General features: G+C 63.6%; 24 protein-coding genes and 1 pseudogene. 13 read left to right on the forward strand and 12 right to left on the reverse strand.

Features of this window, described 5'->3' with window-relative positions; translation table 11 throughout:
- Window positions 1-26 precede the first annotated feature (26 nt).
- From V6M63_RS04965 to V6M63_RS04975, 3 genes are all read right to left on the reverse strand, one after another.
- Window positions 27-1,307 (reverse strand): TRAP transporter large permease subunit, encoded by a 1,281-nt coding sequence (locus tag V6M63_RS04965; protein WP_332740024.1) that lies wholly within the window; start codon window positions 1,305-1,307, stop codon window positions 27-29.
- Window positions 1,304-1,858, reverse strand: coding sequence for a TRAP transporter small permease (locus V6M63_RS04970; RefSeq protein WP_332740026.1), 555 nt, complete (start codon window positions 1,856-1,858; stop codon window positions 1,304-1,306). Before V6M63_RS04970 ends, V6M63_RS04965 begins: the two co-directional genes overlap by 4 nt.
- Before the next feature lie 126 nt (window positions 1,859-1,984).
- The gene (locus V6M63_RS04975) at window positions 1,985-2,671 is read right to left on the reverse strand and encodes a TetR/AcrR family transcriptional regulator (RefSeq protein WP_332740028.1); all 687 of its coding nucleotides are present in this window, start codon (window positions 2,669-2,671) and stop codon (window positions 1,985-1,987) included.
- 232 nt (window positions 2,672-2,903) lie between these two features.
- Between V6M63_RS04975 and V6M63_RS04980 the strand changes: the two genes are divergently transcribed.
- Window positions 2,904-3,242, forward strand: a complete 339-nt coding sequence (locus tag V6M63_RS04980) for a hypothetical protein (RefSeq protein WP_332740030.1) — start codon at window positions 2,904-2,906, stop codon at window positions 3,240-3,242.
- Window positions 3,239-3,625 carry a hypothetical protein gene (locus V6M63_RS04985; RefSeq protein WP_332740032.1) on the forward strand — a complete coding sequence of 129 codons (387 nt, stop codon included), beginning with the start codon at window positions 3,239-3,241 and terminating at the stop codon, window positions 3,623-3,625. Before V6M63_RS04980 ends, V6M63_RS04985 begins: the two co-directional genes overlap by 4 nt.
- Window positions 3,626-3,787: 162 nt before the next feature.
- On the opposite strand, the gene V6M63_RS04990 is transcribed toward V6M63_RS04985, so the two are convergent.
- Window positions 3,788-4,141 carry a DUF4148 domain-containing protein gene (locus tag V6M63_RS04990; protein ID WP_332740034.1) on the reverse strand — a complete coding sequence of 118 codons (354 nt, stop codon included), beginning with the start codon at window positions 4,139-4,141 and terminating at the stop codon, window positions 3,788-3,790.
- Window positions 4,142-4,347: 206 nt separating this feature from the next.
- Between V6M63_RS04990 and V6M63_RS04995 the strand changes: the two genes are divergently transcribed.
- Both V6M63_RS04995 and V6M63_RS05000 read left to right on the forward strand, forming a co-directional pair.
- On the forward strand, window positions 4,348-5,028 hold the full coding sequence (locus V6M63_RS04995; RefSeq protein WP_332740036.1) for a heavy metal response regulator transcription factor: 681 nt from the start codon (window positions 4,348-4,350) through the stop codon (window positions 5,026-5,028).
- Complete coding sequence (locus V6M63_RS05000) at window positions 5,025-6,383, forward strand: heavy metal sensor histidine kinase (protein ID WP_332740038.1); 1,359 nt, start codon at window positions 5,025-5,027, stop codon at window positions 6,381-6,383. The genes V6M63_RS04995 and V6M63_RS05000 overlap by 4 nt, the downstream gene beginning before the upstream one ends.
- Before the next feature lie 6 nt (window positions 6,384-6,389).
- Here V6M63_RS05000 and hemW read toward each other — a convergent pair whose 3' ends face one another.
- The 5 genes from hemW to V6M63_RS05025 all read right to left on the reverse strand — a co-directional run bounded on the left by hemW (window position 6,390) and on the right by V6M63_RS05025 (window position 10,931).
- A complete protein-coding gene (gene hemW / locus V6M63_RS05005; RefSeq protein WP_332740159.1) occupies window positions 6,390-7,571 on the reverse strand; it encodes a radical SAM family heme chaperone HemW in 1,182 nt (393 codons plus the stop codon).
- Between the two features lie 89 nt (window positions 7,572-7,660).
- Window positions 7,661-8,284, reverse strand: a complete 624-nt coding sequence (gene rdgB, locus V6M63_RS05010) for an RdgB/HAM1 family non-canonical purine NTP pyrophosphatase (protein WP_332740040.1) — start codon at window positions 8,282-8,284, stop codon at window positions 7,661-7,663.
- The gene (rph, locus tag V6M63_RS05015) at window positions 8,281-9,018 is read right to left on the reverse strand and encodes a ribonuclease PH (protein ID WP_332740042.1); all 738 of its coding nucleotides are present in this window, start codon (window positions 9,016-9,018) and stop codon (window positions 8,281-8,283) included. Before rph ends, rdgB begins: the two co-directional genes overlap by 4 nt.
- 9 nt (window positions 9,019-9,027) lie before the next feature.
- The gene (locus V6M63_RS05020; protein ID WP_056272039.1) at window positions 9,028-9,927 is read right to left on the reverse strand and encodes a PP2C family protein-serine/threonine phosphatase; all 900 of its coding nucleotides are present in this window, start codon (window positions 9,925-9,927) and stop codon (window positions 9,028-9,030) included.
- Complete coding sequence (locus tag V6M63_RS05025) at window positions 9,924-10,931, reverse strand: serine/threonine protein kinase (RefSeq protein ID WP_056272041.1); 1,008 nt, start codon at window positions 10,929-10,931, stop codon at window positions 9,924-9,926. Before V6M63_RS05025 ends, V6M63_RS05020 begins: the two co-directional genes overlap by 4 nt.
- Before the next feature lie 60 nt (window positions 10,932-10,991).
- Between V6M63_RS05025 and V6M63_RS05030 the strand changes: the two genes are divergently transcribed.
- The 4 genes from V6M63_RS05030 to V6M63_RS05045 all read left to right on the forward strand — a co-directional run bounded on the left by V6M63_RS05030 (window position 10,992) and on the right by V6M63_RS05045 (window position 15,185).
- Window positions 10,992-11,924 carry a YicC/YloC family endoribonuclease gene (locus V6M63_RS05030; protein ID WP_332740049.1) on the forward strand — a complete coding sequence of 311 codons (933 nt, stop codon included), beginning with the start codon at window positions 10,992-10,994 and terminating at the stop codon, window positions 11,922-11,924.
- A 2-nt stretch (window positions 11,925-11,926) separates the two neighbouring features.
- The gene (gmk, locus tag V6M63_RS05035) at window positions 11,927-12,547 is read left to right on the forward strand and encodes a guanylate kinase (protein WP_332740051.1); all 621 of its coding nucleotides are present in this window, start codon (window positions 11,927-11,929) and stop codon (window positions 12,545-12,547) included.
- 28 nt (window positions 12,548-12,575) lie between these two features.
- Window positions 12,576-12,779: a DNA-directed RNA polymerase subunit omega gene (rpoZ, locus tag V6M63_RS05040; RefSeq protein ID WP_056272051.1), complete on the forward strand. Its 204-nt coding sequence runs from the start codon at window positions 12,576-12,578 to the stop codon at window positions 12,777-12,779.
- Between the two features lie 147 nt (window positions 12,780-12,926).
- Window positions 12,927-15,185 (forward strand): RelA/SpoT family protein, encoded by a 2,259-nt coding sequence (locus V6M63_RS05045; RefSeq protein WP_442909537.1) that lies wholly within the window; start codon window positions 12,927-12,929, stop codon window positions 15,183-15,185.
- Here V6M63_RS05045 and greB read toward each other — a convergent pair whose 3' ends face one another.
- Window positions 15,186-15,749: a transcription elongation factor GreB gene (gene greB, locus V6M63_RS05050; protein WP_332740055.1), complete on the reverse strand. Its 564-nt coding sequence runs from the start codon at window positions 15,747-15,749 to the stop codon at window positions 15,186-15,188.
- Window positions 15,746-15,952 (reverse strand): hypothetical protein, encoded by a 207-nt coding sequence (locus V6M63_RS05055; RefSeq protein ID WP_332740057.1) that lies wholly within the window; start codon window positions 15,950-15,952, stop codon window positions 15,746-15,748. Before V6M63_RS05055 ends, greB begins: the two co-directional genes overlap by 4 nt.
- Window positions 15,953-16,175: 223 nt before the next feature.
- Between V6M63_RS05055 and V6M63_RS05060 the strand changes: the two are divergent.
- Window positions 16,176-16,325: pseudogene (locus tag V6M63_RS05060) on the forward strand (DNA-binding protein); the annotation flags it as partial.
- Between the two features lie 157 nt (window positions 16,326-16,482).
- Here V6M63_RS05060 and V6M63_RS05070 read toward each other — a convergent pair.
- Window positions 16,483-17,253 (reverse strand): IclR family transcriptional regulator domain-containing protein, encoded by a 771-nt coding sequence (locus V6M63_RS05070; RefSeq protein WP_056272060.1) that lies wholly within the window; start codon window positions 17,251-17,253, stop codon window positions 16,483-16,485.
- A 152-nt stretch (window positions 17,254-17,405) separates the two neighbouring features.
- Between V6M63_RS05070 and V6M63_RS05075 the strand changes: the two genes are divergently transcribed.
- From V6M63_RS05075 to V6M63_RS05090, 4 genes are read left to right on the forward strand one after another with little or no spacing between them, the layout of a single operon-like run.
- Window positions 17,406-18,665: an aromatic ring-hydroxylating oxygenase subunit alpha gene (locus tag V6M63_RS05075; RefSeq protein ID WP_056272063.1), complete on the forward strand. Its 1,260-nt coding sequence runs from the start codon at window positions 17,406-17,408 to the stop codon at window positions 18,663-18,665.
- Window positions 18,662-19,138: an aromatic-ring-hydroxylating dioxygenase subunit beta gene (locus V6M63_RS05080; protein ID WP_056272065.1), complete on the forward strand. Its 477-nt coding sequence runs from the start codon at window positions 18,662-18,664 to the stop codon at window positions 19,136-19,138. The genes V6M63_RS05075 and V6M63_RS05080 overlap by 4 nt, the downstream gene beginning before the upstream one ends.
- A gap of 7 nt (window positions 19,139-19,145) precedes the next feature.
- Window positions 19,146-20,180: a 2Fe-2S iron-sulfur cluster-binding protein gene (locus V6M63_RS05085; RefSeq protein WP_332740062.1), complete on the forward strand. Its 1,035-nt coding sequence runs from the start codon at window positions 19,146-19,148 to the stop codon at window positions 20,178-20,180.
- Window positions 20,181-20,205: 25 nt separating this feature from the next.
- Window positions 20,206-21,426, forward strand: coding sequence for a cytochrome P450 (locus V6M63_RS05090; protein WP_332740064.1), 1,221 nt, complete (start codon window positions 20,206-20,208; stop codon window positions 21,424-21,426).
- Window positions 21,427-21,436 lie beyond the last annotated feature (10 nt).

Consider the following 21,436-nt stretch of genomic DNA (forward strand, 5'->3'; position numbering starts at 1 on the left):
GCCCATGCAGCGCCCGCCCCGAGGGCTCAGCCGTAGAGCCAGCGCGCAGGCACCAGCACCAGGTCGGGGAAGATGATGAGCAGGAACATCACGGCGAACTGGGCCAGCATGAAGGGCCACACGCCTCGCGTGACCTGGTCCATGCTCATCTTGCCCACACCCGCCACCGTGCTGAGCACCGTGCCCACCGGGGGCGTGATCAGGCCGATGGCGTTGTTGATCATGAACAGCACGCCGAAGTACACGGGGTCGATGCCGGCGGCCTTCACCAGCGGCATGAACACCGGCGTGAGGATCAGGATGGTGGGCGTCATGTCCATGGCCGTGCCCACGATCATGGTCAACACCATCATGGCGATCAGCAGCATCGTGGGGTTGTCCAGAATGGGCTCCAGCAGCGAAACCAGCTCTGCGGGCAGGTTGGCCACCGTGATCAGCCAGGCCGAGACCATGGCCGCGGCCACCAGAAACATGATCACCGACGTTGTCTTGGCAGCCGCCAGGAACAGACCGTACAACTGGCTCAGGCGCAACTCCCGGTAGACCACGGTGGAGATGAACAGTGCGTACACCGCAGCGACCACCGCCGCCTCGGTGGGCGTGAACACGCCGAACTTCAGGCCGACGATCACGATCAGCGGCAGGACCAGCGCGAAGGTCGCATCCTTCAGGGAAGACAGGACTTCGTGGCGGCTGGCGCGCTTGGCAGGCGCAATGTCGTCTTTGCGCATGAGCACCCACCAGGTGATCCAGAGTGAAGCCGCCAGCAGGATGCCCGGAAAGATGCCGGCCATGAAGAGCCTGGAAATCGACACGTTGGCCGCCACGCCAAACACCACGAAGCCGATGCTGGGCGGAATGATGGGAGCGATGATGCTGGCCGAGGCCAGCAGGCCGGCCGAGCGCGCCTTGTCGTAGCCGGCCTTGTTCATCATCGGCAGCAGCAAGGCCGCCAGCGCGGCGGCGTCGGCCACCGCCGAGCCCGAGAGCGCCGCCATCATCACCGCGGCGATGATGCCCACGTAGCCCAACCCGCCCCGCACGTGTCCCACCAGGGTCATCGCGAAATGCACGATGCGCCGCGAGAGGCCGCCCGCATTCATGATTTCGCCGGCGAGCATGAAGAACGGCACCGCCAGCAGCGGAAAACTGTTCGCGCCCTCAATCGCGTTCTGCGCGAGGATCTGCGCGTCGAAGATGTCCAGGTGCCACATCAGGGCGGCACCGCACAACAGCAGGGAAAAGGCGATCGGCACGCCCAGCGCCATGGCACCCAGCAAGGCGCCGAGGAAGACAGCGATGGTCATGGCTTGTCTCCAGCCGGTGGGACTTCAGGGTGTCCGGTGGGCATGTCGTCGGACTCGCGCACGCCGATGAGTTCTGCCTCGCCCAGTTGTCCGCTCAGCAGCTTGTAGAGGTCGTTGAGAACCACCAGCCCCGCCATCACGGCGAACACCACACCACTCGCATAAAAGCCGGCCATGGACACCTCCATGACCGCGCTCGTGGTGCCGAGGTTCACCACCGTCTGCGCCCAGGCGCCGGTGAACATCTGCCAGCAGATGAACAGCATCAGCAACTGCGCGAGGACCATGCACAGCTTCTTGCCGCCCAGCGGCAGGCGCGAGATCAGCGTGTCGGTGCCCAGGTGGGCGCGGTCGCGCATGGCCACCAGGGCGCCCATGAAGGTCATCCAGACGAAAAGCCAGCGCGACAGCTCTTCCGACACCGCGATCCCGCTGTTGAAGCCGTAGCGCAGGACCACATTGCCGAACACCAGGACGACCATCAGGCCGAGGCAACCGACCATGGCCACCGACAACAGCCGGCAGTAGTGATCGATGAGTTTTTGCACCATGAGTTGTCTCCTCTTGGGGCAATTTTGTACGAACTGGTTAGTTTGTCATTCAGGGAAAACCCTTGATTCCTCACCGCACGACAGCCGGCACCTCCATCGTCCAGCTCGCCATGCGCACGGCCTTCTTCATGCGCGCAGGTAGCGCACGAGCACGTCGATCACATTGGCACGGCGCTGCGCCAGCACCTGGGGGTCTTGCATCTGGTGCTTGAAGATCTGGCTGAAGGTGTACTGGTTGGACACGTTGAAGAAGGTCAACGCGGAGATGTTGGCGTGGATGTCGATGGGGTCCACGCCCGGGCGAAACACGCCCTCGACCACACCACGGTCGTAGAGGTCGCGGATGGACCGGATGGCGGGAACGTTCAGCGCCTGGATGCTCTTGCTCTGCGCGATGTACTGACCGCGCAGCATGTTCTCCGACATCACCAGCCGCACGTAGTCCTGGTTGCCGTTGTGGTGGTCGAAGGTGAACCCCACCAAGGTGCGCAAGGCCTCTTCGGGCGGCAGATTTTCCAGGTTCAACTCACTCTCGATGCTCCGGACCCGACGGTAGGACTCCTCCAGTACCGCGATATAAAGCCCTTCTTTGCTACCAAAATAGTAGTAAATCATGCGCTTGCTGGTGCGCGTGGCCGCTGCAATCTCGTCGATGCGCGCACCAGCCAGGCCCTTGTCCGCAAACTCGTGGGTGGCCACCTTCAGGATCTCGGCCATGGTCCGCGCCGGATCGTTGGTGCGTCCCGTGACGCCTGCGCTCTTGGGCAAAGGCGCGGCAGATTTGGCGGCGATGGAATGTACTGCATCGTTCATTCCGGAAGTATAGGAGCGCCCATGCGCGTCGCGGCGCAAGTGCTGGCCTCCCCTTCGCCTGCACGAAACACCCGCTTGCAAAACATTCCGTTCGGCCCATTCAAATGCGATCGATTCTCATTTAATATGCACCTGCAAGCCATCCCAGGTCCCTCGTCACCTTCGAATCCGGACCGGCAGCCAGCACCGTTCGCGCCCTGTCGCGATGTCAAAACCCTGTCTGGAGACCGCCGTGAACACCGACACCGAACTGCCTGAGGACGAAGAACATGTGCTGCCCTGCACCGAGGCCATGCTGGCCGGCACGCTGGCGCTGATGACGGGGCATGCCCAGAGCGCTTGCGCCACCCAGCGCGATCTCATGGGCAGGAAGATTCGCTCCAACCTGTTTTTTCTGGGCCAGCACCCGGCACTCACGCCGAGCTTTCGCACCGTGCTTCAGCGCATGCACCAGCACTGGGACACGCTCCTGAAGAGCAGCGACGGGTCGGCCGCGCAGTCCTCGCAGCGCAATGACGATCTTTTGCCGGAGCGGCGCCTCTGGCACACCACGGCGTCCACGGTGCAATGAGCACTCAACCAACGGGCGTGACGCAAGAACACGCCATCCTCACCCGGCACCTGGGCAGCGTGCAGGACCGCGTCTCCCGACTTCTGTGTGACAAGGAGAGCGAGTTGCAGACCCTGTCCGGCGAGATCGTTCGGTTGCGTGGGTTGCTGGTGTTGTCACGCACGTCGATGCTGTGGGGCCTGTCTGCACCGCTGATGCGCGTCGGGCGCCGCCCCACGAAGCGGCCATCTCTTGAGCAGCCAACCGCGGCTCGGCAGGAAGACCTGGAAGCCTCACGCAAGGCCATCTGCCAGACCGGGTGCACGGGACACGCCCACCACTGGCTGTCGGACGAAGGGCAATGCCGATGGAGTGGTCGGCCATGCGATGCGGGCGGTGACTGACCACTGGAAACACCAACGGGCCCTCAGGCCCGTTGGTGTTTCTGCAGTCGAAGCGTTTGGACATTCATGGGCTTGGGCCCTGTGAGGGAAACAAGATCCGACCCGGGCGGGAAACGGCCGTCGATCTGACGGCTGTGTCTCCCGCCGCGCGAGTCGCCCGCATCACTGCTGGTTCAGGCGGCCAACGGTCATGCCATCGGCAGCGCGCAGGCCGGCCTGGCGGATCTGCTCGGCTTGCTGCGGCGTGGCGATCTTGGGAAACTCGCTCTCGCTCACGTCGAGCAGACCCAGTCGGTGTGCTTCAGCGGTCTCGGCAACCACTTGTGCGCGGCTTTTGCCCACACCCGTCGGCACGACCAGTGGCTGCGTGTCGATGTGGTCGAATGCACCGGCGTCACGGGCGGCGATGGCCTGGGCTTGCACTTCGGCGCGTGTCAGCGGGGCGTTCTGAGCCATGGCGGTACCGGCGGTGGCGGCGAGGATCAGGGGCAGGAGAATGGTGGTCGAGAGTTTCATGATGATTCCTTGTGAGAGCGTTGGGGAGGAGACTGGTGTGCCGCTTTGTGTTCGGCACAGGAAGAACTTTAGAAACCGAGGTTGTCGTTTCCCGAACACCAGAATGACAAATTCGTAATTCAGGAAAAAGGCCATTTCCACGACAATTCAGGCTTCTCCCCCGGGGTGACACGCCCTGCCCTGCAACCCCCAGATGGACTCCTGCCATGCGAGTGCTGGTCATTGAAGACGAAGCCAAGATCGCTGACTACGTCAAGCGCGGCCTGTCCGAGGCCGGCTACACGGTGGACGTGGCGCGCGATGGCATCGAAGGCCGCTACCTCGCGCTGGAAGGCGACTACCAGCTCGTGGTGCTCGACATCATGTTGCCGGGCATCGATGGTTTCGGCGTGCTGGCGGCCTTGCGTGAGAAGCGTGGCACGCCGGTGCTGATGCTCACCGCACGCGACCGCGTGGAGGACCGCGTGCAAGGCCTGCAGGCCGGTGCCGATGACTACCTCGTCAAGCCGTTTGCCTTCTCCGAACTGCTCGCCCGCGTGGGCGCCCTGCTGCGCCGGGGCCCTGCGGCCACCGAAGCGGCCAACACCCGCATGGCGGTGAGCAACCTGGAGATGGACCTGCTCAGCCGCAAGGCCTGGCGCGCGGGGCAGCGCCTGGATCTCACCGCCAAGGAGTTCTCGTTGCTCGCGCTGCTGGCACGGCGCAAGGGGCAGATCCTGTCGCGCACGACCATTGCCGAGCAGGTGTGGGACATGAACTTCGACTCGGACACCAACGTGGTGGAGGTGGCCGTGCGCCGACTGCGCTCCAAGATGGACGATCCATTCAAACCCAAGCTGCTGCACAACGTGCGCGGCATGGGTTATGTGCTGGAGGAGCGGGCATGAGTTCGCAAGCCATTCCATCCACCGCGCCGTGCGCCTATTCGATCGGCCGGCGCCTGTCGCTGCTGCTGGCGATCCAGACCGTGATCGGCCTGGGCGTGTTGCTGGCGTTCATCTACGGCGCCACCACCATGCTGTTCACCGCCAAGCACGAGGAAGAACTGCGCAGCTACTCAGCTGTGCTGGTCGACGTGGTGCGGGACGCCAATGCCAAGGGTGGCGAGGCCGAGATCAAGGCCAAGCTCGCCTGGCTGGCCGAACGCCGCCCGGGCACCTTCGTGCAAGTGAACCGCGCCGATGGCAGCGAGCTTTACCGCGACAAGGCGCCCACCTTCGATGTAGCCACCTCGGTCTCGCGAGCCATGCCGTTTTCGGTCGAACTGGTCAGCAAGTCTGCTCCCCTGCAAGGCACGCTGATTCTGGACTGCACGCAAGACGCCAAGACGGCCAAACGCATGGCCCTGCTGCTGATCGCGGCCGTGCTGGCCGGTGCGGCGCTCGTGGGCTGGGGCACCTTCTGGCGCGTGCGCTGCAGCCTGCGACCACTGATCGATCTGGCGGGTCAGACCAAGGCCATCGACGCGCGCCGCCTGGGCCAGCGGCTCACCTTGGCCGAACCGGTCGAGGAACTGCAGCCGTTGATCGACCAGTTCAACGGCCTGATGAACCGGGTTGAGCGAACCTACGAGCAGCTCGAAGGCTTCAACGCCGATGTGGCCCACGAACTGCGCACGCCCCTGACCAACCTCATCGGCCAGACCGAGGTGGCGCTCAGCCGCGAGCGCAGTGTCGGTGAACTCGAAGACACGCTGCACTCCAACCTGGAGGAGCTGCACCGCATGGCGGCCATCGTCAACGACATGCTGTTTCTCGCGCAGGCCGATCGCGGCGTGAAGGCACGGCGTGGCGCCGCGGTGAGCCTGGCGCAACTGGTGCAACAGGTGGTGGAGTTCCATGAAGCGCCGATGGAGGAGCGTGGACTGACGGTGAGCATCGAGGGCGACACCCGGTTGTCCATCGATGAACCGCTGGTCAAGCGCGCCTTGTCCAACCTGCTGGGCAACGCGATCCGCTACGCCGACGCCGGCACGAATCTGTGTGTGCGCATCGCACGCGAATCGGGCGACAGCGTGCGGCTGTGGGTGGAGAACACGGGGCCCTGCATCGAGCCGGAGTACCTGCCGCGCCTGTTCGACCGCTTCTTCCGCGCCGATGCATCGCGTTGCGAGCTCGAAAAGCCGCACCACGGCCTGGGCCTGTCCATCGTGGCCGCCATCGCCCGCATGCACGACGGCTTCCCCGCCGCCGAGTCCAGCGGTGGCACCACCCGCGTGGGATTCAGCCTGCACGCGGCCTGAGCGACTTCAGTTCGCCAGAAACAGGGCCTGCAGGTCGCTGAGGAAATCAAAACCGCGCTCGGTGGGCCACACCCGCGCCGCATCGCGCTCAATCAAGCCTTTTTGCACCGCCTGGGCCAGGCCCGGCTCGATGCTGGAGAGCGGCAGCCCGGTGCGCTCCATGAACTGCTGCAGGGAAAAGCCTTCCCTGAGCCGCATGGCATTGAGCATGAATTCGAACGGCAACTCCGCGCGTGAGACTTCATCGGCGCTCACGACAGCGTTGCCCGCGAGCGCCCGCTCCATGTACAGGCGCGGCTCACGCACGCGCACCGGGCGCGCCACGCGGTGGGCAAAGCTCAGCTTGCTGTGCGCGCCCGCGCCTATGCCCAGGTAGTCGCCGAATTGCCAGTAGTTGGTGTTGTGCCAGCAGCGGTGCCCCGCACGCGCATAGGCCGACACTTCGTAGCGTTGCAGACCCGCCCCGCCGGTGATTTCGGTGATGCGGTCGAGCATGTCCCACGCCTCGTCTTCGGGCGGCAGGGCCGGAGGGTACTTGGCGAAGTAGGTGTTGGGCTCCAGCGTGAGGTGGTAGATGGAAATGTGTGGCGGCGAGAAGGCGAGTGCGGTGCGCACGTCGGTTTCGCAGTCGGCCAGCGTCTGCCCGGGCAGCGCGTACATGAGGTCGAGGTTGAAGGTGTCGAAGGCCAGTGCAGCCTCCTCCACCGCGGCCATGGCCTGCTCGCGATCGTGCACGCGGCCCAGCGCCTTGAGGTGCGCGTCGTTGAAGCTCTGCACGCCGATGGACAGGCGCGTCACGCCCGCTTCGCGAAACGCGCGGAAGCGGTCTTTCTCGAACGTGCCAGGGTTGGCTTCGAGCGTGATCTCGGCGTCGGCGTCGAGTCGCAGCAAGGCACGCACATCACCCAGCAACCGGTCGATGGCCATGGGTGAAAACAGGCTGGGTGTGCCACCGCCAATGAACACGCTGTGCACCGTGCGGCCCCAGATCAGCGGCAGTGAGGCTTCAAGATCGGCACGCAAGGCGTCCAGATAGCGCGATTCGGGCAGCGGCTGGTCAGGTTCGGATGTGGCGCTCCATTCGTGCGAATTGAAATCGCAGTAGGGGCACTTCTTCAGACACCACGGCAGGTGGATGTACAGCGAGAGCGGCGGCAGGCTTTGCAGCTGCAGCGTGCCGGGGCGCATCCAGTGACGCACATCGTTCCAGGGCACCTCGGGCTTGGCCACCTTGTGGCCGGGCAGCCCCCCCGGCCAGGACACCGGCTTGTCGACACTCATGGCGCAAAGACCGGCGCAGGCGCGAACCAGCGCTCGCGCATCAACGCCAGCATGTGCTGGGCGGCACGCCCGCGGTGGCTGTTGGCGTTCTTCACCTCGGTGGGCAGCTCGGCAAAGGTCTTGCCGAAGGCCGGCAGGTACATCACGGGGTCGAAGCCAAAGCCGTTCTCGCCGATGGGCTGCTGCGTGATGAGACCAGGAGCGCGGCCCGTGGCCACCAATGGCTCGGGGTCGTCGGCGCTGCGCAAGGCCACCAGCGTGCTCACCAGCGCTGCGCGGCGGTCACTCACACCCTGCATCTGTTCGAGCAGCGCACGCACGTTGTTGTCGTCGCCCTTCGCGTAACCAAACTGCGTGGCGTAGTACGCCGTGTCGACGCCGGGCAGACCGTTGAAAGCCTCCACACACAGGCCGGCATCGTCGGCCAGCGCCGGCAGGCCGCTGACCCGCGCGGCGTGGCGCGCCTTGGCCAGGGCGTTCTCCACAAAGGTGCGGTGCGGCTCGGGTGCTTCGGGGATGTTCAGGTCGGCCTGGCGCACCAGCTCGATGCCCAGCGGTGCAAAGAGCGCCTGCAACTCGGCGAGCTTGCCCTGGTTGTTCGACGCCAGAACCAGTTTCATGCTTCAGCAAGACCCAGTGATTGCTTCTGCAAGGTCACGAGTTCGCCGATGCCCTTCTCGGCCAGGGCCAGCAGCGCCTCCATTTCGCGGCGCGTGAAGGCTGCGCCCTCGGCTGTGCCCTGCACTTCCACAAAATGTCCAGCGCCGGTCATCACCACGTTCATATCGGTGTCGCAGGCCACGTCTTCCACGTACTCCAGATCCAGCAATGGCACGCCATCCAGGATGCCCACAGAGATCGCAGCCACATGGTCCTTGATGGGCGACGTGGTGATCTTGCCGTCAGCGATCAACTTCGACACCGCATCGTGCGCGGCCACGAAAGCACCGGTGATGCTCGCGGTGCGGGTGCCGCCGTCGGCCTGGATCACGTCGCAGTCGAGCGAGATGGTGCGCTCGCCCAGCGCCTTCAGATCGAACACAGCGCGCAGCGAGCGACCAATCAGGCGCTGGATCTCCTGCGTGCGACCGCTCTGCTTGCCCTTGGCGGCTTCGCGATCGCTGCGGGTGTGCGTGGCGCGCGGCAACATGCCGTACTCGGCGGTCACCCAGCCTTCGCCGCTGCCGCGCTTGTGTGGCGGCACCTTCTCTTCAACCGACGCCGTGCACAGCACCTTGGTGTGGCCGAATTCGATCAGCACCGAGCCTTCGGCGTGCATGGTGTAGCTGCGGGTGATGCGCACAGGGCGCAGGGCATCGACGGCCCGTTGGCCGGGTCGGGAAATTTCACTCATGGGAAAACCTCAGGTGTTGCGTTCGGCCGTGCGGCGAATCGCTTCGTTGATCTCGGCGATCGATTGTTCGATCGCCGCGTCGTCCAGATCTTCCATGGTCGAGTCGGGCGTGCCCGACTGGATGGTGGAGGCGAACACGCCGTCCTCGATGTCCTCGGTGGACACGCGGGTGCTCTGGAACTCGTCGGCCGTCTCCCATTCCATGGCGAGCACGGTCACGTTGTCACAGCGCGGGCCGCCCCGCTTGAGTGCGAGTTCGACCAGCTCGGGCACCGCCTGCTCCAGCGGGCGTTTGGACAACTCGGAGGTGATTTCCTCATCGGTCACCGTGCCCCACAGGCCGTCGGAGCACAGCAGCACGCGGTCGCCTTGCAGCAGCTGCACCGGCCCCGACAGATCGAACACAGGCTTGGCGGGTGAGCCCAGGCAGGTGAACAGGATGTTGCGGTTGATGTGCTCGGTGGCCCGACCCAGATGGGCCTGCTGCTCCATGTAGGAGTGGTCGCGCGTGCGCGTGAGCATTTCGCCATTGCGCACAACATACAGTCGCGAATCGCCGCAGTGCACCCAGTACACGTGGCCCCGCTCCATGACCGAGGCCACCAGCGTCGTGCGCGGCGTGTCGAGCATGCCCTTTTCAGCTGCGTAACGAATGATCTGATGGTGCGCGGCCATCAGCGCGCTCGAGAGGAATTCGGGGACTTCCCTCACCGTGGGATTGGCCGCCTTCTGAAAGTAGGCCGAGAAGGTCTGCAGGGCCAACTGAGCGGCCATCGCGCCTTCGGGATGGCCGCCCATGCCGTCGGCCAGAACGAAGAGGCCTGATTCACGGGTATAGGCATAGCCCATGCGGTCTTCATTGCGTTCCCGCCCACCTTGGCGACTGATCTGATAGACCGAAAATTTCATCGAAACTTGGTGCCGGCGTTGGTGGATTTGCGCATGACCTTCTTGTTGTCCGACACGATGTTGTCAAACTGCAGCCGCATTTTTTCGGCCACCGTGAGTTTGGTGTAACTGCGCTCGGTTTCGCGGCTGAGTTCCTTCTGCAGCGCAAACACCGATTGCGGACGCGACAAGGGATCCAGCGACATGCACCATTCGACCACTTCAATCAGATTGTCGGAATAGACGCCGCGCAGGCGGGACAACGCCAACGACAGGCGGTCCTTTTCGAGCCGTTGCGGCGCATCGTTGGGTGGATAGCCCTGCATGCTGGCGTAAATACATGCGCCAATCGCGTAGATGTCGGTCCATGGGCCCATGCTGGAATCGCGCCGGTACATCTCGGGCGCGGCAAAGCCGGGCGTGTACATCGGGCGAATGAAGTTGCCCTCTTTGCTCAGCACCTCGCGCGCGGCGCCAAAATCGATCAGCACCGAGCGGTTGTCATCGGTCACGAAGATGTTGGCCGGCTTGATGTCCAGATGCAGCATCTTGTGCTGGTGCACGATGCGCAAACCACGCAAGACCTCGTCGTACAGCGAACGGATGGTCGATTCGCGAAAGACCTTCTGCTTTTTCTGTTCGCGCGCCGTGATGATGAATTCCTGCAGCGACGCGCCTTCCAGGAAGTTCATGACCATGTACACGGTCTCGTTCTCGCGGAAAAAATTGAGCACGCTGACGACCGAGGCGTGAGAAATCTGGGCCAACGCCCGGCCTTCCTCAAAGAAACTTTTGAGACCCAGGCGGTAGAGCGAGAGCTTCTCGGGCTGCACCTGTGGCAGCAGTTCGCCGGGGCCGCGCGAGGCCAGTGACGACGGGAGGTATTCCTTGACCGCGACCTGCTGGCCTTCGGTGTCGACAGCGAGATAAACGACGCCAAAACCACCCGCTGCCAGTTTGCGAACAATGCGGTAACCACCAATCACGGTGTCCGGCGGGAGCGGTGCGGGTTTGACCTTTGACATAATTCGGATGGTTTCCGGAACGCCTCGTTTTGGACCACTCAACCTGACGGGCAAAGTGCAATGGCAGTTTACAGCATGACCGGCTATGCAACGGCCCACCTGGGCGGGCCCGCTACGGCCGCGAACGCAGAGCCAGCGCGCGATCCCAAACCGGGTCTGGGCCTGGAGATCCGCTCGGTCAACAGCCGCTTTCTCGACCTCACCTTCAAGCTCCCCGACGACCTTCGCGGATCGGAACCCGCCCTGCGTGAACTGCTGACCTCACGCCTGAAACGCGGCAAGGTCGAGGTTCGCGCCTGGATCGAAGGCCGCAGCGATGCCATGCCTCGCTCGCCCAGCGCCCTTGAACTCCAGAAGCTGGTTGGCCTGCAAGACAACGTGCGCGCCTGGCTGCCCACCGCCAGCCCCCTGTCGGTGGCCGAGGTGCTGCAGCTCACTTCTCGCCAGCAAGGCAACCCGGGCGAACTCAACGAAGGCCTGCAGTCGTTGGCCGACACCGCCATCAACAACCTCATGGAAGCGCGCGAGCGCGAGGGCAAACGTCTGGCGGCCATGTTGCTGGACCGGCTGGGTCAGTTGAGGCAGTTGGCCAAGGATGCGCAACCCCTCATTCCCCAACTGGTGGCGCAGCAGCGCCAGCGCTTCATCGATCGCTGGAACGAGGCGCTGGCCGCCGGCGGACCATCGGCAACGGGCAATACGGTCACGTCCGACACGGCCAACGACCGTGCCCTGACCGAAGCCACAGCATTCGCCATCCGCATTGATGTGGCAGAAGAACTCACCCGGCTTGACTCGCACCTGACCGAGATTGAGCGGCTGATCAAAAAAGGTGCCGAGGTCGGCAAACGGCTGGATTTCCTGATCCAGGAGTTGCACCGCGAGGCCAACACCATGGGTTCGAAGTCGTCCAACCTCGAACTCACCCGCATTTCGGTGGACATGAAGGTGCTCATCGAACAGATGCGCGAGCAGGTCCAAAACATAGAGTGAGCATGGAATATCCCGGAAACCTGTTCGTCGTCGCAGCCCCCAGCGGGGCTGGAAAATCCAGCTTGGTGAAGGCCTTGATGGAACTCGACTCGCGCGTCGTGCCCTCCATTTCGCACACCACCCGCGCACCACGCGGCCAGGAGCTGCACGGCCGCGAGTACTACTTTGTAAGCAAGGAAACCTTCGACCATATGGTCATCCAGGGCGCTTTCCTGGAATGGGCCATGGTCCACGGCAACCGCTACGGCACATCCAAGATGGCCATCGAGCAACGCATGGCGCAAGGCGCCGACGTGGTGCTGGAGATCGACTTTCAGGGCGCGATCCAGGTCAAGCGCATCTTCCCCAACGCGGTGTTGGTCTTCATCCTGCCGCCCAGTTGGGAAGAGCTGCGCTCCCGCCTGGAGCGCCGGGCGGAAGACTCTGCCGAGGTCATCGAGCTGCGGTTGCAGAACGCCGCCACCGAGATGACCCATGCCCGCGAGTTCGACTTCGTTATAATCAATGAGTTGTTCGAGCGGGCCCTGTTTGATCTCAAGGCCATCGTCCATGCACAGCGGCTCAAGTTCGCCGCCCAGCGTATCGCCCGCGGCGATACCTTCAAAGCGCTCAACATCCTCTGATCCCAAGCCCGTTTACTGGAGCCCGCCCATGGCACGCATCACCGTCGAAGATTGTCTGGAAAAGATCCCCAACCGCTTTCAGCTCGTGCTGGCCGCCACCTACCGCGCTCGCATGTTGAGCCAGGGTCATGCTCCCAAGATCGAAAGCAAGAACAAGCCCGGGGTGACCGCGCTGCGCGAAATTGCCGAAGGCAAGATCGGCCTCGAAATGCTCAAGAAGGTGCCGCTCTGACCTGAGTTGCGGCCTCCTCAAGAAAGCACCGCATCGCGGTGTTTTTTTTCGCCCGAACACCGATCCGTCATCACGCTATCACGGCCATTGGCGAGGCAGGAGGTCAGCTCCTCTGCAGTGGACGTCATCTCACGCTAAAGTACCGAGATGATCACCATGGCCGACAGCGGCTCATTCTTCTCTGCGGACGACCAGGCGCACCCAGCCGCCAGCGCGGCCGCAGCCAGCTTCGCCGGCTTGCTCGCGAAACTGGATTACCTGAGCCCTGGCGACATCGAGAGCATCCGGCAAGCCTACCGTTTTGCAGACGAGGCGCACCTGGGGCAGTTGCGCAAGAACGGCGATCCCTACATCACCCACCCGATTGCGGTAGCGGCCCAATGCGCCGAATGGAAGCTCGACGCACAGGCACTCATGTCGGCCTTGATGCACGACGCCATCGAAGACTGCGGCGTGACCAAGGAAGAACTGGTGGAGCGCTTTGGCGCGCCGGTAGCCGATCTGGTGGACGGGCTCACCAAGCTGGAGAAGCTGGAGTTCGACACCCGCGAACAGAATCAGGCCGAGTCGTTTCGCAAGATGCTGCTGGCCATGGCCAAGGATGTGCGTGTCATCCTGATCAAGTTGGCCGACCGCACGCACAACATGCGCACCATGGGCGACATGCCCCGAAGCAAGTGGCAGCGCATCAGCAGCGAGACGTTGGAGATATACGCCCCGATCGCGCACCGGCTGGGCCTGAACTTCACCTACCGCGAACTGCAGGATCTTGCGTTTCGCTTCCTGCACCCCTGGCGTTACGAGGTGCTGTCCAAGGCACTCAACAAGTCGCGCAACCGCCGCCGCGACCTGATCTCCCGCGTGCAGAAGGAGGTGGAAAGCGTGTTTGCCCGCCAGGGCATGAGCGTGCGCATCATGGGTCGTGAGAAAACGCTCTACTCGGTCTATCGCAAGATGGACAACAAGCACTTGTCGTTCTCACAGGTGACCGACGTTTATGGTTTTCGCATCGTCGTACCGGAACTGACCGACTGCTACACCGGGCTCGGTGTGCTGCACCAGCTCTACAAGCCGCTGCCTGGCAAGTTCCGCGACTATGTGGCAATTCCGAAGGTCAACGGCTACCAATCACTTCACACCACGCTGATCGGCCCGTTCGGCACCAACATCGAATTCCAGCTGCGCACGCACGCCATGGATGTGGTGGCCGAATCCGGCGTGGCCGCGCACTGGCTGTACAAGGCCAGTGAACCGGGCAGCGACATGTCGCAACGGCTGGGTACGCAATGGCTGCAGTCGCTGCTGGACATCCAGCAGGAAACCCACGACGCGGGCGAGTTCTGGGATCACATCAAGATCGACCTGTTTCCGGACGCGGTCTATGTGTTCACGCCCAAGAGCAAGATCATGGCGTTGCCCCGCGGCGCAACGGTGATGGACTTTGCCTACGCGATCCACAGCGACGTGGGCAACCACACCGTGTCGGCCCGCATCAATGGCGAGCAGCGCCCGCTGCGCACCGAGCTGGCCAACGGTGATGTGGTCGAGATCATCACCGCCGAGAGCGCCGAACCCAATCCGACTTGGTTGTCCTTCGTGAAAACCGGACGGGCGCGCTCCAAGATCCGCCACTACCTGAAGACCGTGGCCCAGGAGAAATCGCACGAACTGGGCGAGCGCATGCTGAGCCAGGCGTTGAGATCAGAGGGCATTGCGGCCTTGCCGGCTGAAGACGGCGAGTACCACAACACTTGGGAAAAATTGCTCCGGTTCACCGGCAACAAGACGCGCAACGAATTGCTCTCCGACATCGGCATGGGCAAACGCATCGCCAGCATGGTGGGCAAGAAGCTCGCCGTGCTGCTGTCCGAAATGGGGCTCAAGCCCGATGCATTGCTGATCAGCACCGAGCGCTACGCCAGTGGCCGCGACGAATCGGCTTCTCAGGGCGTTGTGACGCTCGACGGCAGCGAAGGCCTGTCGGTGCAATATGCCTCCTGTTGCAAACCCATCCCGGGCGATCGCATTGTGGGCTACCTGGGTCGCGGTGAGGGTTTGGTGGTGCATGCGGAGGAATGCCCAACCGGCAAGCGTCTGTTGTTGCGCGACAGCGAGCGTTTTCTGGAAGTGGAATGGGCCGATGAGCCCGTGCGTTCCTTCGAGACCACGGTGGTGGTGACCGTCATGAACGGCAAGGGCGTTCTGGCACGCGTGGCGTCCAGCATCGCGTCGGCCGAAGCCGACATCACCCATGTGGACATGGGCGACGAACCCGCTCAGACCGCGACCGACATCCGCTTCTCGGTCTCGGTGCGCGACCGTCAACACCTCGCCGATGTGTTGCGCAGCCTCAAGCGCACAACTTCGGTGATCAAGGCGCAGCGCTTCAAGCCCGTCAAGGCTTGATCACCCCCCGCTGGCGGGCGCTGGGTAGCTCACCGCCAGCACTTCGAGTTCTTGCGCGCCACCGGGCACCACCAGGCGCACCACATCGCCAACTTTCGCTTTGAGCAACGCGCGTGCCACTGGCGACACCCAACTGATCTGTCCTTGTGCGCTGTCAGCCTCATCCACACCGAGGATGGTGACGGTGGTCTCGACACCCGTGTCGTCGGCGTAGGTCACGGTGACGCCAAAGAAGACCTGGTCGCCTCCGTGATGCAGCGATGCATCGACCACCTCGGCAATTTCGAGACGGCGCGTTAAAAACCGGATGCGCCGGTCGATCTCGCGCAGGCGCTTCTTGCCGTACAGGTAATCACCGTTTTCCGATCGGTCGCCGTTGCTGGCGGCCCAGTGAACAATCTCGACGATCCTGGGACGCTCGTCGTCGATCAGCGCAAACAACTCTCTGCGCAGACGGTCGTAGCCCGCCCGGGTGATGTAGTTCTTGCCACCGGGCACCGGTGCCGCTGGCGGAAGATCGTCATCCTCGTCCTGGTCGGACTCCTTGGTAAAAGCCTTGCTCATGGTGACCCTTCGCCGCCGGCATGCGTTTTCAGCGGCAGAAATGAAAAAACCCGCAGCTTGTGGCTGCGGGTTTTTTGTTTGGTGCGGCTGGCAGGAATTGAACCCACGACCCCTTGGTTCGTAGCTACCAGATCATCTGTAAGTTGTTGATTTATATAAATTCTGTGACCGCGCATTGTACCAAAACTGCCCTGTTTAGACATGTATTTCAGAGCCCAGTCCCGCAAAAGTCCCGCAGAAAAATTGCGTGCGAAGTGACATCGATCAGTTTCTGCGACCGGGGCGCAAACGTTTTCTGTAGCGTGCGCAGGCGCCCGGTGAGTGTTGTGAAGCGACAAAAATGCGCCCGCTCCTTCGGAGCTGTCAGGGAGATAGGTGTCGATAAATACATCTTATCGGCACTAATTTATATCAGAGAGCAGGGCGATGCCAACGAAAAGTACGAGAGCCTCCCGGGGCGTCCAAGTCGATGACGTTTGGGCCGCGGCCGACGGCGTGCTTGCCCAACGCGAGCGGCCCACGATCGAGCGCGTGCGCACGCACCTCGGTCGCGGATCCGCGCCGGCGCCGCCACCTTGAAGACTTCACCATTCACGTGCCGCAAGGTCGGTCAGAGCCCCTTTCTGCGCGAGTTGATCATTCCCTTTGGACGATCTGGATACGTCGTGTTGAGTTCCACTGATCTCTGCCGCTCTACGGGGGTCAGTTTTCAACGGAAGCCAACAGGCGGGCTCTACAACTGCAGTGCAAACGTCCTTCGTGCCACTTCAAGTTCTGGCATCAACTTGTTCACGACATCGTCGCGTGACATGCGCGAAGTGGCCACGGAAAGACTCATAGCCCCCAGCAACTCACCCTTTCCATTGCGCACCGGCACGGCAATGGAACGCAAGCCAATTTCCAGCTCTTCGTCACTCATCGAATAACCGCACTCGCGCGCAGCCTGCACCTCCTTCATCAGTGCCGCCACGTCAGTCTTTGTTTTCGGCGTAATCGCCTGGCGACTCATTCGCTGAAGGCGGAATTCAACCTCCTCGTCTGACATACCCGCGAGAAGCACTCGCCCGGTTGCAGAACAATAGGCGGGCAATCGCGCGCCGATACCGAGTCCGAAAGACAAGCTGCGCCGCTGAGTTGAGCGTGCAACGAAAACGACAAACTGCGAGTCCAGCACCGCCAGCGACGCGGACTCGCGCGTGCGCTCACTCGTGATCTCCAGGATGGGCTGCGCCACCTTGGTCAGGGGCGTAGAGTTCACGTAGGCGTGCACCAGCCGCAAGGTGCGCGGCTCGAGAAAAAAATGCCGCCCCGATGCTCGCGCGTAGCCTAGCTTGACGAGGGTAAGCAGGGCGCGGCGAGTCGAGGCCTTGCTGTGGCCTGTGATATCGGCCGCTTCGGTCAGCGTCAGAGGCGAATTGCTGACGCCGAAGGCCTCGATCAGGAGTAGGCCCTTCTCCAGACCCATGACGTATTCCTTGTCAACTGCACGCGCTTCATCGTCCATTTGCGGCCCCACTCGAAGTTGAATAAGTTCGGTATTCGAACATTTTGCCGGATTTTGTTGACCTTCATCAACTCAAAAAATACAGTCGCGGTTCACCAAACGGTCAAAAGTTCGGTATCCGAATTCTTCCAAGGCAAGAACCCCACTGCATCATGAGCGTCACCGCCCCTGCGAATAGCGCACCCCTCACCTTCTGGCCACCTGGGAACCTCACCCGCGTGCCATACCACCTGTACCAGGAACCGGCCGTGCTCGACGCCGAGCAACAGCGCATCTTCGAAGGCGCGACCTGGAACTACCTGTGTCTCGAAGCCGAGTTGCCACAACCCGGCGGCTACCGCACGACGTTCCTCGGCCGCATGCCGGTGGTGGTGGCGCGCGACAGCGACGGCGAGGTGTACGCGTTCGAGAACCGCTGCTCGCACCGCGGCGCACTGATCGTCCTGGACGACGGCGGCACCGCGCGTGACTTCCAGTGCGTGTACCACGCATGGCGTTATGACCGCCAGGGCAACCTCAAGGGCATCGCGTTCCAGAACGGCGTAAACGGCGAAGGCGGCATGGACCCTGCTTTCTGCATGAAGAGTCATGGTCCGCGCAAATTGAGAACGAGTGTGTTTTGTGGCCTGGTATTTGGCAGCCTGAGCGACGACGTGCCCGACCTGGAGGACTACCTCGGCCCGGAAATCGCACGCGGCATCTCGCGCGTGCTGCACAAGCCGGTGCAGATCCTCGGCCGCTTCAAGCAGACGCTGCCCAACAACTGGAAGCTCTATGTGGAGAACGTGCGCGACACGTACCACGCGAGCCTGCTGCACGTGTTCTTCACCACGTTCCGGCTCAACCGCCTTTCGCAGAAGGGCGGCGTGGTGGTGAGCGAATGTGGCGGCAACCACATCAGCTTCTCCGCCATCGACCCCATCGCCGAAAATAGCGAGGACTACAAGACCGAGGAACTGCGTTCGGAGAAGGACGACTTCAAGCTCGAGGACGCCACGCTGTTGAAAGGAATAGACGAGTTCGGCGATGGCGTGACGCTGCAGATCCTCTCGGTATTTCCGGGCTTCGTGCTGGCGCAGATACAGAACACCATCGCGGTACGCCAGGTGCTGCCCGAAGGCCTGGAGACCACCGCCCTGAACTGGGTGTACCTCGGCTTCCAGGACGACACACCCGAGCTGCGCACCATGCGTCACAAGCAGTCCAACCTGATCGGGCCGGCCGGCTTCGTATCGATGGAGGACGGCGCTGTGGGCGGCTTTGTGCAACGCGGCATTGCCTCCGCTGGCGCGCAGGAAGCCATCGTCGAGATGGGCGGCGACAGCGTGCGCTCGCAGAGCAGCCGCACCACGGAAGCGTCCGTGCGCGGCTTCTGGAAAGCCTACCGCCTGCACATGGGAGCGGATGCATGAACGCGGTGATCGACACCGCGAGCGCGTTGGCGCTCAACGCGCATTGCGCGCGCTGCATCGACAACGACGAGCTCGAAGCCTGGACGCAGTTCTTCACCGAACACTGCCTCTACCGCGTGACCACCGCCGACAACCATGCGCAAGGCATGGAAGCCAGCCTGATCTACGCCGACTCGCGCGCCATGCTCAACGACCGCGTGCTCTCACTGCGCACCGCCAACGTCTACGAGAAACAACGTTACCGCCACCTGGTGGGCCTGCCCTCCCTGCTGGAGGACACGCCGCGCGGGCGCCGCAGCGAAACCCCGTTTGTGGTGGTGCGCATCATGCGTGGCGGCGAGACCAGCCTCTTCGCCACCGGGCGCTACCTCGACGAGCTGGTGATCGATGGAGGCGATACCCTGCGCCTGGCCAGCCGTGTGGTGGTCTGCGACAGCCACAACATCGACACGCTGCTGGCCATTCCCCTGTGAGCAAGCCGTGAGCACCCCGCACCTCATACGCATCGCCGGGATGGCCACCGCCATCCCCTGCGCCGCTGGTCAGACAGTGCTCGACGCAGTGCGACAGGCCGGCTACGAGATGCCGTTCTCGTGCAACTCGGGCGTGTGCGCGAGCTGCAAGGGCCGCGTCGTCTCGGGCCGGGTGAACCCCGGCGCGGCGGGTGAGCACACGCTCACGGCGGACGAGATCGCGCACGGACAGGTGCTGTTCTGCCAGGCGCGCCCGCTCACCGACATCGAGATCGAACCGCGCCAGATCGAGAAAACCGATCCGAACGCGCGCCGCCAGCTCGCCGCCAGGGTCATGCGCATCGACTTTCTGGCCAGCGACGTGGCGCGCCTCAAGCTGCGTTTTCCGGCGGGCGAGAAGGTGAAGTTCAAGGCCGGCCAGTACCTGCAGGTGCTGCTGCCCGACGGCCAGCGCCGCAGCTTCTCCATGGCCAACCCGCCGCACCAGAACGATGGCGCCGAGCTGCATATCCGCATGCTGGAAGGCGGCGCGTTCTCGCATTGGCTCGCGCACGACCTCAAGGTGGGTGACCACCTCCGGGTCGAACTGCCGCATGGCGACTTTCACCTGCGCGAGGGCAGCACCGCGCCCATCGTGATGCTCGCCAGCGGCACCGGCTTCGGACCCATCAAGTCGATGGTCGAGGACGGCCTGCGCCGGGGCCAGGCACGCGAGATCGCACTCTACTGGGGCGCGCGCACCGAGAAGGACCTGTACCTGCTCGACCTGGCGCGCGGCTGGGGAGAGCAGGCCGGCCTGCGCTTCGTGCCCGTGCTCTCCGAACCCGAGGCCGGCTGGAGCGGTCGCACCGGCTTCGTGCACCAGGCCGTGCTGCAAGACCACGACAGTCTTGCCGGCCACCAGGTCTACGCCTGCGGCGCGCCTGCCATGGTGAGCGCGGCGCGCAGCGATTTCGTCGAAACCCGCGGCCTGCCGCCCGATGCGTTCTTCTGCGACGCGTTCGTGGTGGCCCACCCCCGCACCTCCGCGCTGACCGACTGAAGCACACCCGAAGAAGAGCCATTCCATGACCCATCCGAACCCCTACGACAACGTTCCCACCAGCGACTTCGACCCGTACGCCACCGAGGTGCTGGCCAACCCCTATCCCCACTACGAGCAGCTGCGCGAACTCGGCCCCTGGGCCTGGCTGGAGCGCTACGGCGTGCTTGCGGTCGCACGCCACGACGAAGTGCAGCGCATCCTGTCTCAGCCCGACATCTTCTGTTCCAGCGCGGGCGTGGGCCTTGCCAACTTCCACACCGAGGCGCCCTGGCGCAAGCCCAGCATCATTCTCGAAGCAGACCCGCCCCACCACAGCCGCACCCGCAAGGTGGTGGCGCGCGTGCTCTCGCCCGCATCGATCGGACGCCTGCGCGCCACTTTCGAGGACGTGGCCGCGCGCATGGTCGACGAGCTCGTGGAACGCGGCTCGTTCGACGCCGCCAAAGAACTGTGCGAGGCCTTTCCCATCAAGGCCTTCGGCGACGCGGTGGGCCTGCCCGCCGAGGGGCGCGAGCACCTGCTGCCCTACGGTGACATGGTGTTCAATGGCTTCGGCCCAATCAACGAGCGTTTCCAAGACCGAATGAACAGCTCGGGCGAAGCGGTGAACTGGATCGCCAAGGTCTGCCAGCGCGACGCGCTCACGCCCGACGGCCTGGGCGCCCAGCTGTTCGCCGCCGCCGACGCGGGCGAGATAGGCCACGACGAGGCCGGCATGCTGGTTCGCACCCTGCTCTCCGCCGGGCTGGACACCACCGTGTTCACCCTGTGCAACGCCTTCACCAGCTTCGCGCGCAACCCCGGTCAATGGGCCCTGCTGCGCGACGACCCCTCGCTGGCGCGCCAGGCACTCGAAGAGGTACTGCGCTACGACAGCACCTTCCACTCTTTCTACCGCACCAGCACCCAGGACGTGGAACTCGGCGGCATCACCGTGAAGCAGGGCCAGAAGATCGTGGTGTTCATCGCCTCGGCCAACCGCGACCCGCGCCGCTGGCCCGAAGCCGACCGCTTCGACATCACCCGCCGCGCCACCGGCCACATGGCCTTCGGCACGGGCATTCATGGCTGCGCCGGCCAGATGATGGCGCGCCTCGAAGGCGAGATCGTGCTCACCGCACTGGCCCGCCGCGTGGCCTCGATCCGCCTCGACGGCGAACCGGTCCAGCACTTCAACAACACGGTGCGCGGGCTCAAGAGCATGCCCGTGACGGTCGAGCCGCTGCTGGCCGCCGTGCACTGACATCCCGCCC

The organism is Hydrogenophaga sp. (assembly GCF_036675665.1).
GTDB lineage: Bacteria > Pseudomonadota > Gammaproteobacteria > Burkholderiales > Burkholderiaceae_C > Hydrogenophaga.

Excerpts from the sequence above, each read along its gene's own strand:
- gmk (WP_332740051.1), top strand. The coding sequence starts at position 11,927 with ATGGAATATCCCGGAAACCTGTTCGTCGTCGCAGCCCCCAGCGGGGCT.
- V6M63_RS04995 (WP_332740036.1), top strand. The coding sequence starts at position 4,348 with ATGCGAGTGCTGGTCATTGAAGACGAAGCCAAGATCGCTGACTACGTC.
- V6M63_RS05080 (WP_056272065.1), top strand. The coding sequence starts at position 18,662 with ATGAACGCGGTGATCGACACCGCGAGCGCGTTGGCGCTCAACGCGCAT.
- V6M63_RS05070 (WP_056272060.1), bottom strand. The coding sequence starts at position 17,253 with ATGGACGATGAAGCGCGTGCAGTTGACAAGGAATACGTCATGGGTCTG.
- V6M63_RS04975 (WP_332740028.1), bottom strand. The coding sequence starts at position 2,671 with ATGAACGATGCAGTACATTCCATCGCCGCCAAATCTGCCGCGCCTTTG.
- V6M63_RS04985 (WP_332740032.1), top strand. The coding sequence starts at position 3,239 with ATGAGCACTCAACCAACGGGCGTGACGCAAGAACACGCCATCCTCACC.
- V6M63_RS04990 (WP_332740034.1), bottom strand. The coding sequence starts at position 4,141 with ATGAAACTCTCGACCACCATTCTCCTGCCCCTGATCCTCGCCGCCACC.
- V6M63_RS05090 (WP_332740064.1), top strand. The coding sequence starts at position 20,206 with ATGACCCATCCGAACCCCTACGACAACGTTCCCACCAGCGACTTCGAC.
- V6M63_RS05020 (WP_056272039.1), bottom strand. The coding sequence starts at position 9,927 with ATGAAATTTTCGGTCTATCAGATCAGTCGCCAAGGTGGGCGGGAACGC.
- V6M63_RS05045 (WP_442909537.1), top strand. The coding sequence starts at position 12,927 with ATGATCACCATGGCCGACAGCGGCTCATTCTTCTCTGCGGACGACCAG.
- rdgB (WP_332740040.1), bottom strand. The coding sequence starts at position 8,284 with ATGAAACTGGTTCTGGCGTCGAACAACCAGGGCAAGCTCGCCGAGTTG.
- V6M63_RS05030 (WP_332740049.1), top strand. The coding sequence starts at position 10,992 with ATGGCAGTTTACAGCATGACCGGCTATGCAACGGCCCACCTGGGCGGG.
- hemW (WP_332740159.1), bottom strand. The coding sequence starts at position 7,571 with ATGCGCCCCGGCACGCTGCAGCTGCAAAGCCTGCCGCCGCTCTCGCTG.
- greB (WP_332740055.1), bottom strand. The coding sequence starts at position 15,749 with ATGAGCAAGGCTTTTACCAAGGAGTCCGACCAGGACGAGGATGACGAT.
- rpoZ (WP_056272051.1), top strand. The coding sequence starts at position 12,576 with ATGGCACGCATCACCGTCGAAGATTGTCTGGAAAAGATCCCCAACCGC.
- rph (WP_332740042.1), bottom strand. The coding sequence starts at position 9,018 with ATGAGTGAAATTTCCCGACCCGGCCAACGGGCCGTCGATGCCCTGCGC.
- V6M63_RS05025 (WP_056272041.1), bottom strand. The coding sequence starts at position 10,931 with ATGTCAAAGGTCAAACCCGCACCGCTCCCGCCGGACACCGTGATTGGT.
- V6M63_RS05000 (WP_332740038.1), top strand. The coding sequence starts at position 5,025 with ATGAGTTCGCAAGCCATTCCATCCACCGCGCCGTGCGCCTATTCGATC.
- V6M63_RS04965 (WP_332740024.1), bottom strand. The coding sequence starts at position 1,307 with ATGACCATCGCTGTCTTCCTCGGCGCCTTGCTGGGTGCCATGGCGCTG.
- V6M63_RS05055 (WP_332740057.1), bottom strand. The coding sequence starts at position 15,952 with ATGTCTAAACAGGGCAGTTTTGGTACAATGCGCGGTCACAGAATTTAT.
- V6M63_RS05075 (WP_056272063.1), top strand. The coding sequence starts at position 17,406 with ATGAGCGTCACCGCCCCTGCGAATAGCGCACCCCTCACCTTCTGGCCA.
- V6M63_RS04970 (WP_332740026.1), bottom strand. The coding sequence starts at position 1,858 with ATGGTGCAAAAACTCATCGATCACTACTGCCGGCTGTTGTCGGTGGCC.